This window comes from Streptomyces sp. NPDC054883 (genome assembly GCF_053610645.1).
Genome location: NZ_JBSGYT010000002.1, coordinates 34450 through 48323, shown reverse-complemented (window position 1 = coordinate 48323; position 13874 = coordinate 34450). Strand labels below are relative to the sequence as shown.

General features: G+C 72.6%; 13 protein-coding genes. 7 read left to right on the top strand and 6 right to left on the bottom strand.

All coding sequences use genetic code 11. The features are described from left to right. The first annotated feature begins 39 nt into the window (after positions 1 to 39). The 5 genes from ACWGH1_RS02670 to ACWGH1_RS02650 all read left to right on the top strand — a co-directional run bounded on the left by ACWGH1_RS02670 (position 40) and on the right by ACWGH1_RS02650 (position 5308). Positions 40 to 1257 carry a sensor histidine kinase gene (locus ACWGH1_RS02670; protein ID WP_453351806.1) on the top strand — a complete coding sequence of 406 codons (1218 nt, stop codon included), beginning with the start codon at positions 40 to 42 and terminating at the stop codon, positions 1255 to 1257. Next, positions 1254 to 1925: a response regulator gene (locus tag ACWGH1_RS02665; protein WP_453351805.1), complete on the top strand. Its 672-nt coding sequence runs from the start codon at positions 1254 to 1256 to the stop codon at positions 1923 to 1925. The genes ACWGH1_RS02670 and ACWGH1_RS02665 overlap by 4 nt, the downstream gene beginning before the upstream one ends. A gap of 87 nt (positions 1926 to 2012) precedes the next feature. Beyond that, the gene (locus ACWGH1_RS02660) at positions 2013 to 3383 is read left to right on the top strand and encodes a sensor histidine kinase (protein ID WP_453351804.1); all 1371 of its coding nucleotides are present in this window, start codon (positions 2013 to 2015) and stop codon (positions 3381 to 3383) included. Continuing rightward, a complete protein-coding gene (locus ACWGH1_RS02655) occupies positions 3380 to 4039 on the top strand; it encodes a response regulator (RefSeq protein ID WP_453351803.1) in 660 nt (219 codons plus the stop codon). The genes ACWGH1_RS02660 and ACWGH1_RS02655 overlap by 4 nt, the downstream gene beginning before the upstream one ends. 66 nt (positions 4040 to 4105) lie before the next feature. Next, the gene (locus tag ACWGH1_RS02650) at positions 4106 to 5308 is read left to right on the top strand and encodes a cytochrome P450 (protein ID WP_453351802.1); all 1203 of its coding nucleotides are present in this window, start codon (positions 4106 to 4108) and stop codon (positions 5306 to 5308) included. A gap of 21 nt (positions 5309 to 5329) precedes the next feature. Here ACWGH1_RS02650 and ACWGH1_RS02645 read toward each other — a convergent pair whose 3' ends face one another. Continuing rightward, positions 5330 to 6145 (bottom strand): diacylglycerol kinase family protein, encoded by an 816-nt coding sequence (locus ACWGH1_RS02645; protein ID WP_453351824.1) that lies wholly within the window; start codon positions 6143 to 6145, stop codon positions 5330 to 5332. Positions 6146 to 6329: 184 nt separating this feature from the next. Between ACWGH1_RS02645 and ACWGH1_RS02640 the strand changes: the two genes are divergently transcribed. Beyond that, on the top strand, positions 6330 to 7613 hold the full coding sequence (locus ACWGH1_RS02640) for an adenylosuccinate synthase (RefSeq protein ID WP_190186053.1): 1284 nt from the start codon (positions 6330 to 6332) through the stop codon (positions 7611 to 7613). A gap of 85 nt (positions 7614 to 7698) precedes the next feature. Here the strand turns inward: ACWGH1_RS02640 and ACWGH1_RS02635 are convergent, their stop codons facing one another. The 5 genes from ACWGH1_RS02635 to ACWGH1_RS02615 form a co-directional block, all read right to left on the bottom strand. Beyond that, complete coding sequence (locus ACWGH1_RS02635; protein WP_453351801.1) at positions 7699 to 8637, bottom strand: hypothetical protein; 939 nt, start codon at positions 8635 to 8637, stop codon at positions 7699 to 7701. 184 nt (positions 8638 to 8821) lie between these two features. Next, on the bottom strand, positions 8822 to 9697 hold the full coding sequence (locus ACWGH1_RS02630) for an alpha/beta hydrolase family protein (RefSeq protein ID WP_453351800.1): 876 nt from the start codon (positions 9695 to 9697) through the stop codon (positions 8822 to 8824). Positions 9698 to 9916: 219 nt separating this feature from the next. After that, a complete protein-coding gene (gene kynU, locus ACWGH1_RS02625) occupies positions 9917 to 11140 on the bottom strand; it encodes a kynureninase (RefSeq protein ID WP_453351799.1) in 1224 nt (407 codons plus the stop codon). Then, positions 11133 to 11978 carry a tryptophan 2,3-dioxygenase gene (locus ACWGH1_RS02620; protein WP_453351798.1) on the bottom strand — a complete coding sequence of 282 codons (846 nt, stop codon included), beginning with the start codon at positions 11976 to 11978 and terminating at the stop codon, positions 11133 to 11135. The genes kynU and ACWGH1_RS02620 overlap by 8 nt, the downstream gene beginning before the upstream one ends. A 128-nt stretch (positions 11979 to 12106) precedes the next feature. Next, positions 12107 to 12517: a DUF3151 domain-containing protein gene (locus tag ACWGH1_RS02615; protein WP_453351797.1), complete on the bottom strand. Its 411-nt coding sequence runs from the start codon at positions 12515 to 12517 to the stop codon at positions 12107 to 12109. A 188-nt stretch (positions 12518 to 12705) separates the two neighbouring features. On the opposite strand from ACWGH1_RS02615, the gene ACWGH1_RS02610 reads away from it, so the two are divergent. Further along, complete coding sequence (locus ACWGH1_RS02610; RefSeq protein WP_453351823.1) at positions 12706 to 13845, top strand: IS701 family transposase; 1140 nt, start codon at positions 12706 to 12708, stop codon at positions 13843 to 13845. The last annotated feature ends 29 nt before the right edge of the window (positions 13846 to 13874 follow it).

Sequence of the window (13874 nt, the reverse complement as noted above, 5' to 3'; positions counted from 1 at the left end):
GGGGAGTTGTTCACGTTGCGGAAGGATCCGCTGCCACCGATGGCGCGGCCCCGCTGGCTGGCCCGGCTGCCCCACGCCCTGGTCGTCTACGCGGCGGTGTTCTTCGGCTTCCTCACCTTGGTGCAGCTCCAGGACCACTACGACGCCCACGGCCCCGGCAGCGTCCTGCTGTCGATCTTCACCGGCTTCTCCCTGGTGATCGCGATGTTCCGTCCGGTCGCGGCCTGGTGGCTGGGCCTGCTGACCGCCGCCTTCATCGCCTGGACGATCCGCGGCCAGGTCGGGCCGGGCCAGCTCTGGCCGTGGACGGCCATCGGACCGTTCTCCTTCGCCCCACTGATCCTGCTGGTGGCCCTGCGCGTACCGCCCCGGGTGACCATCGCGGTCATCGGCGTCTCGCTCGCCGCCACCGCCGTGGCCGAGGGGTTCTTCAGGCCGGAGAAGGCCCAGACCAGCTTCGTCGTGGCCCTCCTCCTCTTCGGTTTCGCCGGGCTCCTCGGCTACGCGCTGCGGGCGATGCGCCTTGCCCGCGGCCAGCTCGTCGCACAGGAGAGCCTGACCGAGGAGGAGCGGGCGCGGCGGACCCTGCTGGAAGAGCGCAGCCGCATCGCCCGCGAGCTGCACGACGTCGTCGCGCACCACATGTCGGTGATCTCCATCCAGGCTCAGGTCGCCCCGCACCTGGTGGAGAACCCGTCCGAGGAACTCAAGGAGAACCTGGCGGGCATCCGGGAGAACGCGCTGGAGGCCCTCACCGAACTGCGCCGCGTCCTCGGTGTGCTGCGCTCCGAGCATCCCGACGATCCGGCGAACCCGCACCATCCGCAGCCCACCCTCGCCGAACTCGACGCCCTCGCTGACAACGTGCGGGCGGCCGGGCTGGAGGTCACCACGGAAACAGCGGGTATCCGGCGGCCCCTGACCCCGGGCACCGAGCTCACCGCGTACCGGATCGTGCAGGAGGCGCTGAGCAACTGCCTGCGTCACGCGCCGGGCTCCCGGGTCGAGGTCGGAATCGCGTACGGGCCGCGCGAGTTGCACCTGTGCGTCGCCAACAGCGCTCCGACCCGGGCGGCCGCGCCGTCCCCCGGCGCCGGGCACGGGCTGCTGGGGATGCGCGAGCGGGCGGGCATGCTGGGCGGCGAGCTGGCCGCCGGTCCCCGCCCCGGCGGTGGGTACGAGGTGAGCGCCGTGCTGCCCATGGATCTGCCCGGGGGCGCCGCGCCCAGGACCGACGAGACGGAGAAGGCCTCATGAGTGCCCCGATCAAGGTGATGATCGCCGACGACCAGATGATGGTCCGGCAGGGGTTCACCGTGCTGTTGAACGCACAGCCCGACATAGAGGTCGTCGGCCAGGCCGTGGACGGCGCCGAGGCGGTGGCGAAGGTCGCCGAACTCCGTCCCGACGTGGTGCTGATGGACATCCGCATGCCCGGTATGGGCGGCATCGAGGCGACGTCCGTCATCACCGCCGACCACGCCGCCGCCGTGAAGGTGCTCGTCCTGACCACCTTCGACCTGGACGAGTACGTCTACGAGGCCCTGCGCGCCGGTGCCTCCGGCTTCCTCCTCAAGGACGCCTCGGCGGACCAGCTCGCCGAAGCCGTGCGCGTGGTGGCGGCCGGTGAGGCACTGCTGTCGCCGAACATCACCAAGCGGCTGATCACCGAGTTTTCCCGGCTCGGGGCACCCCGGGCGCCGTCCCGGGCGCGGATCGACGAGCTGACGGAGCGGGAGACGGAGGTGCTGTCGCTGATCGCGCAGGGCCTGTCCAACGCGGAGATCGCCCAGCACCTGGTCCTGGCCGAACAGACCATCAAGACGCATGTGAGCCGCGTCCTGGTGAAGCTGGGTCTGCGCGACCGGACGCAGGCGGCGGTGTTCGCGTACGAGACGGGCCTGGTCCGTCCGACGGGCTACTGACGCACCGCCGTAGTACTTGAGGGGGAGCCGCGGATATCCCCATCAGCGGCGACGCGGATGAGGGGGGCGCGGACCTACGGTTCATGTATGACCGAGACGACCGCCGGGGGGACAGCCCGGACACCGGAACTGACAATGGCTTCGGGACTCCTGAAGATCCTGCGCCAGGACCTGATCAGCGACGCGTTCGCCTACCGGCCCCTGCAACCGGTGCGGGTGCGCGGCCCGCTGCTGCGGCTGCTGCCCGCGGGCATACGCGCGAGGGCCGGCTACCTTCCGCACGCGCTGGTGGGGCTGATCGTGGTGATCATCCTGCTGACCAGCAGCGTCAACTCCTACGGTGTGCCGCATTCGCTGCGCCTGTTCACGGGCCTGATAGCGGTGGTTCCGGTCGTGATGACCCTGGTGCGTCCCATGGGGGCGTTCTGGGTGGCGCTGGGTACGACGGCAGTCCTCTCGCTCGTCGAGGACCGCAACGTCGCCTGGCCGTGGTCGCCGACGAGTTTCGTCGCCTACCTCGCGGTGCTGACCATCGTCGCCATGCGGAGCCGGCCCCGGGCGGCCGTCTGGCTGTGGGTGATCACCGTGGTGTTCGGGACGGCGATGCCCGTGCTGACGAGCACCTACGAGTCGGTCAATGCGGCGCCCATGGCGTTCGTCTCCGCCCTCACCCTGCTGACGGTCACGGTCCGCAACACCCGCCGCCAGGCCGAGCGGGAGGTCACCGCGCAGCAGCAGGTGACGGCCGTCGAGCGGGACCGGCGCACGCTCCTGGAGGAGCGGACGACCATCGCGCGCGAGCTGCACGACGTGGTCGCGCACCACATGTCGGTGGTGGCGATCCAGGCGGAGGCGGCGCCGTACCGGGTGAAGAATCCGCCGGCGGAACTGGAGGCGGCGTTCGTCACCATCAGGGAGAACGCGGTGGCGGCGCTGACGGAGCTGCGGCGGGTGCTGGGGGTGGTGCGCTCCGCGGACTACGAGGCGCCGGACGCGCCGCAGCCCACGCTGGCCTCGCTGGACGGGCTGCTGGCCAATGTGCGGGAGGCCGGGCTGAGTGTGGAGAAGACGGTCACCGGGGCGGTCCGGGAGCTGCCGCAGGGCGTGGAGCTGTCGGCGTACCGGATCATCCAGGAGGCGCTGAGCAACTCGTTGCGGCACGCGCCGGGCGCGGCGGCCGGGGTGGAGGTGTCGTACGTGCTCGGCGGTCTGGGGGTACGGGTCGTCAACGGCCCGCCGACGGAGCAGGTACCGCCTTCGCCGGGCGCGGGGCACGGGATCACCGGGATGCGGGAGCGGGTGACCATGCTGGACGGAGAGATGACGGCCGGGGAGACGACGGCGGGCGGGTACGAGGTGGCCGTGTTCATACCGGTGCGCCGGGCTGCGGAGTCGTCGTCATCGGCGGGCGGGTCCTCGGCCTCGCTCCCACCGTCACCGCAGGGGCACTCGGCATGACGATCAAGGTGCTGATCGTCGATGACCAGATGATGGTCCGCGAGGGCTTCTCCGTCCTGCTGAACGCGATGGAAGGAATCGAGGTGGTCGGCGAAGCGGTCGACGGCCGCCAGGCCATCGCGCAGGTGAGCGCCCTGCGGCCGGATGTGGTGCTCATGGACATCCGGATGCCGGAGATGAACGGGCTGGAGGCGACGCGGCGGATCGTGGCCGCCGACACGAGCGCGAAGGTGCTGGTCCTGACGACCTTCGACCTCGACGAGTACGTGTACCAGGCCCTGCGGGCGGGCGCGTCGGGGTTCCTGCTCAAGGACGCGTCCGCGCGGCAGCTGGCCGAGGGGGTGCGGGTGGTGGCGGGCGGTGAGGCGCTGCTGGCCCCCTCGGTGACCAAGCGGCTCATCTCCGAGTTCTCGAAGCTCGCGGAGGCGCCGAAGCTCGCCGACCCGGGCGGGGTCGCGCAGTTGACGGAGCGGGAGACGGAGGTGCTGGTCCTGATCGCCCAGGGCCTGGCGAACGTGGAGATAGCCGACCGGCTGGTCGTGGCGGAGTCCACGATCAAGACCCATGTGAGCCGGATCCTGGTGAAGTTGGGCCTGCGCGACCGCACCCAGGCCGCGGTGTTCGCTTACGAGACCCGTTTGGTGACCCCGGGCTGAGGGGGGATCAGGCCGGTCGGCCGACAGGTGACGGCGGAAAGGGGGTTGTCGATCTAGGCTGCGGGGATGCGCTTTGATCCGTGGGATGCCGCGTTCGTAGCCGACCCGTATCCCGCCTACCGGGAGCTGCGCGGGCAGGGGCGGGCGGTGTGGTCGGAGGCGACCGGCCAGTGGCTGGTGCCGCACTACGCCGATGTGAGCGCGTTGCTGCGGGACCGGCGGCTGGGGCGCACCTACCTGCACCGCTTCACGCACGAGGAGTTCGGGCAGCAGGCTCCGCCGCCGGAGCACGAGCCGTTCCACGTCCTCAACGGCAACGGGCTGTTGGACCTGGAGGACCCCGCGCACGCGCGGGTGCGGCGGCTGGTGGCGAAGGCCTTCACCCCGCGCACGGTGGAGCGCCTCGCGCCCGCCGTCGAGCGGCTGGCCGGGGAACTGGCGGGTGCCCTGCTGGCCGACGGGGGCGGCGACCTGCTGACCGCCGTGGCGGAGCCGCTCCCGGTCGCGGTGATCGCGGAGCTGCTCGGAATCCCGGAGTCCGACCGCGCCCTGCTGCGGCCCTGGTCGGCGGACATCTGCGGGATGTTCGAGCTCCGGCCCGACGAGGAGACGGCGCGGCGGGCCGTCCGGGCGAGCGTTGAATTCAGCGATTACCTACGCGGTGTGATCGCCGAGCGGCGGGGGCGCCCCGGGGCGGATCTGGTCTCCGGCCTGATCGCCGCCCACGACGAGGAGGGCCGGCTCAGCGAGCAGGAAATGATCTCCACCTGTGTGCTGCTGCTCAACGCGGGCCACGAGGCGACGGTCAACACCACCGTCAACGGCTGGTGGGCTCTGTTCCGCAATCCCGCACAGCTGGCGGACCTCCGGTGTCATCCCGAAAAGTTGTCCACAGCTGTGGACGAACTCATGCGGTACGACACACCCCTACAAATGTTCGAACGTTGGGTGCTGGACGAGATCCGGATCGGCGACACCGTCATCCCGCGCGGCGCCGAGGTCGCACTGCTCTTCGGCTCCGCCAACCGGGACCCGGCGCGCTTCGAGGACCCCGACGCGCTGGACCTCGTCCGCACCGACAACCCCCACCTGAGCTTCGGGGCGGGGATCCACTACTGCCTGGGCGCTCCGCTGGCCCGGCTGGAGCTCACGGCCTCGTTCGGCGCCCTGCTGGCCGCCGGGGCGCCGCCGCTGCGGCTCGTGGCGGAGCCGCAGTGGCGGGACGGGTACGTCATCCGGGGGCTGCGGGAGCTGCTGGTCACCTTCTAGCGGCGCCCGGCCCCGACGGCGTCAGCGCGGCACCGTGAGGGACCAGGCACCCGGGCGCAGGGTCCACGTGCGCCGGCGCAGCGGGCCGGTCACGGCGGCGTGGTCGGCGCGGTAGCGGAAGTCCGCGCCCGACACCGTCACCGTCGCGGCCCGCCGCCTCAGGGCCGCGCACCCCGCGAGCCGGACCACCACCTCCGCCGGGCCGCCCGGCTCGCGGGTGACCACCGCGACGTCCTGCACGGGATGGTCCACGTCCGCCAGCACCACCCCGTCCGCCTCCACCCTCAGCCGGTGCACCGGCCCCGCCTCCGGCTGCCCGGCCCCCGGGGGGCTCGGCAGCAGCATCCGGAGCAACGACCGGTAGCTCCGTACGGGTGGAACCTGCTTCCGCGCCGGCGGCGGGATCCGCAGACCGCCCAGCACCACCCCGTCGCTGTCGTCCACCAGCAGGTCACGCGCCTGGACCGCCCCGTCCAGCGCCGCCCGCGCCGCCATCACCGCCGACAGCGGCACGCCCAGCGACACCGCCAGGGCGAGGGAGCCCACCGGTCCCACCGGGATCAGCGACAGGGGCTCCCCCGACAGGTCACGCGAGCGGTGCAAGAGGGTGACAGCCCGTAGCAGAGCCCCGTCGTCGCCCACGATCACCAGCCGCCGATGACCTCGGCGGGCGAGCGCCCGCGCGAACTCCTCCGGCGAGTCGGGGAGAGAAATTTTCGCCGCGGCGCCGGCGCACAACACATCTTTCGCGATCCGCACGGACTCGCCGTCAAGACGGCGGGCGACCGGGTCGACGAGCACGAGCAGGCCGCCTACCGGCGCGCCCGCATGGCTCATGGTGGGCTCTGGAGCCGACACCTCGGTCCTTCCTCGGGTAGCATCTTTGTGCAAGAGGCCCTTGCGCTATTGCGCCAGGGCCTTCGTCTATTCCGGGGTACCGGTCCGACGGCTCAGCCTGCGGTGTACATCGTCGTACGCCCCCTGACCTTGGACATGCCCCATCCGGAAGAGGTGTACGCCTGTGCCCGCTCTTGTGCTGCTCGGAGCTCAGTGGGGTGACGAGGGCAAGGGAAAGGCCACCGACCTGCTCGGTGGATCCGTTGATTATGTGGTGCGCTACCAGGGTGGCAACAACGCCGGCCACACGGTCGTCGTAGGCGACCAGAAGTACGCGCTGCACCTTCTCCCTTCCGGCATCCTCTCCCCCGGATGCACCCCGGTCATCGGCAACGGCGTCGTCGTCGACCCGGCCGTCCTGCTCTCCGAGCTGCGCGGCCTGAACGAGCGCGGCATCGACACTTCCAAGCTGCTCATCAGCGGCAACGCGCACCTGATCACGCCGTACAACGTCACCCTCGACAAGGTCGGCGAGCGTTTCCTCGGCAAGCGCAAGATCGGGACGACCGGCCGCGGCATCGGCCCGACGTACGCCGACAAGATCAACCGCATCGGCATCCGCGTCCAGGACCTCTACGACGAGTCGATCCTCCAGCAGAAGGTCGAAGCGGCGCTGGAGGGCAAGAACCAGCTCCTCGCGAAGCTCTACAACCGCCGCGCGATCGACGCCGCCGCGATCGTGGAGGAGATGCTCCAGTACGCGGAGCAGATCAAGCCGTACGTCGCCGACACCACCCTGATCCTCAACAACGCGCTGGACGAGGACAAGGTCGTGCTGTTCGAGGGCGGCCAGGGCACCCTGCTCGACGTCGACCACGGCACGTACCCCTTCGTGACCTCGTCGAACCCCACCGCGGGCGGCGCCTGCACCGGTACCGGTGTCGGCCCGACGAAGATCAGCCGCGTCATCGGCATCCTCAAGGCCTACACGACGCGCGTCGGCGCGGGCCCGTTCCCGACCGAACTGTTCGACCAGGACGGCGAGGACCTGCGCCGCATCGGCGGCGAGCGCGGTGTGACCACCGGCCGTGACCGCCGCTGCGGCTGGTTCGACGCCCCGATCGCCCGCTACGCCACCCGCGTGAACGGCCTGACGGACTTCTTCCTCACCAAGCTGGACGTGCTGACCGGCTGGGAGCAGATCCCGGTCTGCGTCGCGTACGAGATCGACGGCAAGCGCGTCGAGGAACTCCCGTACTCGCAGTCGGACTTCCACCACGCGAAGCCGATCTACGAGAACCTCCCCGGCTGGTCCGAGGACATCACCAAGGCCAAGACGTTCGCGGACCTCCCGAAGAACGCCCAGGCGTACGTGAAGGCACTGGAGGAGATGTCGGGCGCCCCGATCTCGGCGATCGGCGTCGGCCCGGGCCGGACCGAGACCATCGAGATCAACTCGTTCCTGTAGGACCCCCTGTTCCCGTAGGAACACTGGTCGGTCCGCCCGCCGAAGGGGCCGGATGCCGCAGCGCACCCGGCCCCTTCGGCGCGTGTCAGGCGGAGCGGTGCACCAGCAGCAGGGTGTACGTGCCCGTGACCGTGTCGTGGACCGGGGCCAGCGCCGGGGTGTTGCGGCTGTCGTGCTCGTCGAGGTCCGTGCCCTCGTCCCAGGTCCTGCCGTCGAAGACCGCGTGCCGGAGCCGGTCCGCGCGGGACGACGGGTACACGGCGTGCAGCCTGCCGTCGTACGAGGCCACGGCCGCGCCGCGGCGGCTGGTGTGGCCCTCGCCCAAGGGGACGGGCTTGTGCCAGGCGGTGCCGTCGTAGACCGCGTGCATCAGGCGGGCGTCGTCCGTACCGAAGCGGTAGACGAGGTGGATGCTGCCCTCGTGGACGGTGGCGGACAGGTTCGCCGGGCAGCTGCCGTTCCTGTTCCAGACGCGCAGCATCCCGTACGCGCCGTCGCCCCCGGCCGGCTTTTCCCACGGTCCGCGCGCCGTCCGCGCCACCCGGTGGATGATCTTTCCGTGCAGCGGTGCGACGGCGAGCAGGTGCAGCGCGTCCCCGTACGAGACCAGCGCCGGGGCGATCCCGTCCTCCAGGGCCCGGGCCGGCGCCTCCGGTCCGTCCCCGGTGAGCGGGGTGACGGCGATGCACCGGCGGCCCGACGGGTCGTCAAAGGTGTGCGCGCAGTGGAGTTCGCCGTCGTGGGCGGTCAGGGCCGGCGTATCGACCGCCTCGCCGAGCAGCCGTTCCCGCGTGACCTCGCCCCGCAGTACGTCCAGCAGCTCCGGCGCGTACGTGGTCACCCGCAGCGGCAGGTACCGGCCGTCCTGCTGCCGCGCGCCCCGGTGAGCGCAGTACAGCTTGCCCTCGTGGACGGCGATCGCGGGCGCTGCCGCGCTCGTCCGGTCCGCGAAGACCTGGTCGGCCTGCCAGCCGCCCGCCGTGCTGTAGACGGAAAGCCAGAGCTTCCGCTCGTCCTCGGCCATGCATGCTCCCCTTCGCTCGACCGGACGGGAAACCGGCGACCGTCCAGAGGGCAACGGCGGGATGTCCCACGCCCCGAACGACCGTAGCCAGGTGGGCATCATCAGCCAACCCACCTGTCGGATACCGGACACGCCGGAAGATCAACAAGGCCAGAACCAGGCCCCTTGGGGCGCTTTTGTCCCGTCACCAGGCCAGCTGGGAGATCTCCTCGGCGACCACCGCGCAGGCGTCGGCGGCCGGGTCGATGAGCGGGAAGTGGCCGACCCCGTCGAGCAGGGTCAGCCCGACCAGCTCGCCCGCCTTGGCCGCCGCGGCGACGTACGCCTCCGCCACCTCTTCCGGGACCACGATGTCGTCCCGGCCCTGCACCACGGCCGTCGCGATGCCCGTCGGCAGGAGGGCGGCCGGGTCCGCGTGCGGCAGCCGCTCCTCCCAGTACCGGGCACCCCCCAGCAGTTGCGCCGACGCGCCGCCGCAGACGCCCATCCGCTCCGCCACCGCGAAGTCCGCGATGGGCGCCAGCGCCACCACCCCGCGCAGCTGCGGCGGGGACGGCAGCCGCCAGGGGCTGCCCTCCGGCAGGACGTGCCGGGCCGCGGCCCACAGGGCGAGGTGCCCGCCGGCGGAGTGGCCCGTCACCACGGTCCGGCGCACATCGGCCTGCGGCAGCGCCCGGGCCGCGAGCCCCGGCAGCGCGTCCATGGCGGCGGCGACGTCGTCGAAGGTCTCCGGCCAGCGCCCCGCGACGGGCGCCTCGGCGCCCTGGTGCGGCAGCGAACTCCCGCGCCGGTACTCGACGTTGGCGACGGCGAAGCCCCGGCGGGCCAAGAAGTCCGCCAGCGGGGTCACGTGGTGCCGGTCGTACGGGGCCCGCCAGGCGCCCCCGTGCAGGACCACGACCAGCGGGGCCGGGCCCGGGGCGGCGCCGCGCGGGGCGTAGAAGTCGACGACCTGGTCCGGGTGTTCCCCGTACGCGGCGCTCACGTCCGGCTCGACCGGCGGATGGGAGAAGGCCGAAGCGGACTCGGCGGCGTCCCGTTCGACTGCGGGGTCCGTCATCGGCTCAACCTCTCGGTAACGCATGGGGCAAAGGTGAACAGGAGCAGCAGGAGTTACGGCGGGGACACGTGTTCCGGTGTTCCGGTGTTCCGGCAGAGCGGGACCGTATCAGGCCTGAACACGCCGTTACGTGGCGGGCCGAGGCAATGTGGACGCGGGCGGAGCCGAAGCTCCGCCCGCGCTGTGATGTGCCTCGTGATGTGACGTTTCTCCGCTACATCACCCGAAAATGTGACCCAGCGTCCGGGCCGCGCGCTCCACATCGGCGAATCCGACGTACAGCGGGGTGAACCCGAAACGCAGGACGTCGGGTGCCCGGAAGTCCCCGATCACGCCCCGGGCGACGAGTTCGGCCATGACCGCGCGGGCGTTCTCGGAACGCAGCGAGACCTGGCTGCCGCGCCGGGCGTGCTCGTGGGGGGTCACCGATTCCACGGCGCCCGCCGGGACGTACGCGGCCACGCACTCCAGGAAGAAGTCCGTCAGGGCGAGGGACTTGGCCCGCACCGCCTCGACCGTTACCCCGTCCCAGGCGTCGAGGGCCGACTCGAGCGCCAGCATCGACAGGATGTCCGGGGTCCCCACCCGGGCGCGCGCCGCGCCCGCCGCCGGGACGTAGTCCGGTGTCATCGCGAACGGTTCCGCATGCCCGTTCCAACCGGGCAGCGGGGAGTCGAAGGCGGCCTGGTGCCGTTCGGCGATGTACAAGTAGGCGGGCGAACCGGGGCCGCCGTTGAGGTACTTGTACGTACAGCCCACCGCGAGGTCGACCGCGTTCTCGTCCAGGCCCACGGGCAGCGCCCCGGCCGAGTGGCACAGGTCCCAGACCGTCACGGCCCCGGCGGTCCGGGCCGCGCGGGTGAGGGCCGGCAGGTCGTGCAGCCGTCCGGTGCGGTAGTCGACGTGGTTGAGCAGGACGACGGCGGTGTCCGCCCCCATCGCGGCCGCGGCCTGCGAGGGGTCGACCGGGACGACCGTCAGGCCGGTCATCCGGGCGGCCGACGCGGCGATGTAGCCGTCGGTGGGGAAGGTGGAGGCGTCGACCAGCAGCCGGGTGCGGGCCGGGTCCGCCAGCCGGGCCGCGCCGACCAGCGCCTTGAACAGGTTGACGCTGGTGGAGTCGCCGACGGTCACCTGGCCGGGCGCCGCGCCGATCAGCGGGGCGATCTTGTTCCCGACGCGCTCGGGCGCGGTCCACCACCCGGACTCGTCCCACGAGCGGATGAGCAGCTCGCCCCACTGGCGGTTCACCACATCGGCAGTGGCGGCGGCGACGCCGGCCGGCAGGGCGCCCAGCGAGTTGCCGTCCAGGTAGACGACGCCCTCCGGCAGGGTGAAGCGCTCGCGCAGCTCGCCGAGTCCGTCGGCGGCGTCCAGCGCCGCGGCGCGACCGGCGAGATCCCCCGGGACGGGCCGGGTCCCGGTCGTCGTCGGCTCAGACATGGCTGCGCGCCGTCCACAGCTCGGGGAACACGTTCTTCTGCGCGCGCTTCTCCAGCCAGGTCACGCCCGCGGAGCCGCCCGTGCCCGTCTTCGCGCCCATCGCACGACGGGTGGCCACCAGGTGGTCGTTGCGCCAGCGCCACACCAGCTCCGCCACGTCCGTCAGCACCTCGCCGAGCCGGTGCAGGTCGGGCTGCCCGTCCGGGTCGGCGTACAGCTCCGTCCAGACGGCCTCGACCTGCGGCGACGGCTCGTAGCGCTGCGAGAGGTCCCGGTCCAGGACCGAGGCGGGCACCGGCAGGCCGCGGCGCGCGAGCAGCCGCAGCACCTCGTCGTAGAGGCTCGGCTCCTGGAGGGCCTTCTCCAGCTCCGCGTGGACGCGCGGGGCGCCCCGGTGCGGCACCAGCATCGACGCGGACTTGTCGCCGAGCAGGAACTCCATCCGGCGGTACATCGCCGACTGGAAGCCGGAGCCCTCGCCGAGCGCGGAGCGGTACGAGTTGAACTGGGCGGGGGTCAGCTGGGCCAGCGGGCGCCATGAGGCGTTGAGCGCCTCCAGCTCACGGAGGGAACGTTTCAGCGCGTCCATCGCGGCCGGGATCCGGTCCTCGCGGAGGGCCTTCGCGGCCGTCTCCCACTCGTGGACGATCACCGTGAACCACAGCTCCATGACCTGGGTCGTCACCAGGAAGACCATCTCGCCGGGGTCGTCCGAGCGGAGGTGCTGGAGGTGGGTGAGGACGTCCGCCTGGACGTAGTCCTCGTAGGGGGTGGTGCCGGCGAAGTCGAGGTTCGGGGTGTCCGAACCGGCTCCGGAGGCATCAAGGGCGTGCGACATCTCTGTCTCCTCGACACGTGCTTCCGGGTAGCGGTCCGCTCCTTCCGGTGAGGTAAGTGGAGCCCCGGTCCCCTGCTCGCATCATAAACAGGAGTTCCGGGGCCCCTCTAGGCCAGCAGGCCAGGGCGTTACGCGAGCGTGTCCGCCGCCGTCTGCGAGGAGTCGCGCAGGAAGGCCGAGCAGCGCTCGTACTCGTCCTTCTCGCCGATGGCCTCGGCGGCGCGCGCCAGGGCGTGCAGGGCGCGCAGGAAGCCGCGGTTCGGCTCGTGCTCCCACGGCACCGGGCCGTGGCCCTTCCAGCCGGCGCGGCGCAGGGCGTCCAGGCCGCGGTGGTAGCCCGTACGGGCGTACGCGTACGACTCGACGGTGCGGCCGGCGGCGAAGGCGTCGTCGGCCAGGGTGGCCCAGGCGAGCGAGGACGTCGGGTGGGCGGCGGCCACCTCGGCGGCGGGGGTCCCGGCCGCGAGGGCTTCGCGGCCGGGCTCGTCGGGCAGGTGGGTGGGGGCGGGGCCCCCGAGCAGGTTCTGGTGAATCGACATGCGCCCAGTCTGGGGTATCGGACCCGCTCCGCGCCGCCCGGTGGTGGGCGCCCCACCACCGCGGGCGGCAGGGGTGTGCCCGGCGCACCTCCCCGCGGGGCGGCCCGGGGGCGGACGGTGGGGGTAGTCGACGGAGGGGGCAGCGCGTGAACACCGGCACCGGCACGGGGACCGGCCGGCCCGACCACATGGACGGGGTCGTCGAGGAGTTGTGCGCCGCGGTGTTCGCGCCGTTGCGGCGCCGGGACCAGCGCGACCGGGGACGTCAGTACGTACGGGGGCTGCTCGCCGCCGAGGGGCGCAAGTCGATCCGCAACATGGCGCTGCAGACCGGCTCCGGCGGCGCCGCCGAGGAGCAGGCGCTGCACCATTTCATCGCCGGCTCGACCTGGGACTGGCAGCCGATCCGCACCGCGCTGGCGCACTACCTCGCCCGGTCGGCGCCGCTCGGCGCCTGGGTGGTGCAGCCGGTGGCGATCCCGCGCGGCGGGGAGCACTCGGTGGGCGTCGGGAACCGCTTCGACCCGTACCAGGGGCAGATGTTCCGCGGGCAGCAGGCCTTCGCCACGTGGTTCACCTCGGGCGGGGTGGCGACGCCGGTGGCGTGGCGGCTGTTCCTCGGCGGCGCGGGGCCGGCGCAGTCCGCGGAGTCGGCGGACTCCTACGGAGCCTGCGCGGTCGAGGGGGTGCCGGAGCTCGCCCGGGGGTCCGCCGCGGGTGTCCGGCCCGTCGTGCTCGACGTCCCCGGCATCGCGACCCGGGCCGTGCTGGGCCGCTTCGCGCAGGCCCGGGTGCCGGTGGTGGCGCGGGTCAGCCCCGGTGCGCGGCTCGGGGTGGCGGACCAGCGGCTGCCGAACTACGGGGCGTTGCCGATGGCGGCGCGGGACATCCTGCAGAACGTACGGGGGATGCGGATGCCGGTGGAGTGGGCGGACCCGGACCGGCCCGGGACGCGGCGCAGCTCGCTCGTGGCGGCGGTACGGGTGCTGCTCGCGGGGCGGGAGATGCTGCTGTTCGGGGAGTGGTCCGATGCGCGGCGGCTGCCGGGGCGGATGTGGGTCACGGACATGACGCGGGTGGCGCCGGGGGCCTTGGTGCGGCTGACGAAGGAGGCCGGGACCGTGTCCCGGGCGGCGGGGGCGAGCATGGACCGGGTGGGGCTGCGGGACTTCGCGGGGCGGTCCCTGTCGGGGTGGCACCGGCACGTCACGCTGGCGTCGGTGGCGCACGCGGGGCTGTGGCTGGGCGGCCGGCTGCCGGTGGCCTCGCCGGACCCGGACCCCGGTGTGCGCGCGCACCGGCCCCGGGCCGCGCTGGCGCGCTGCTGACCCGGTCGAGAGGGAGCCGCGGTACCGCC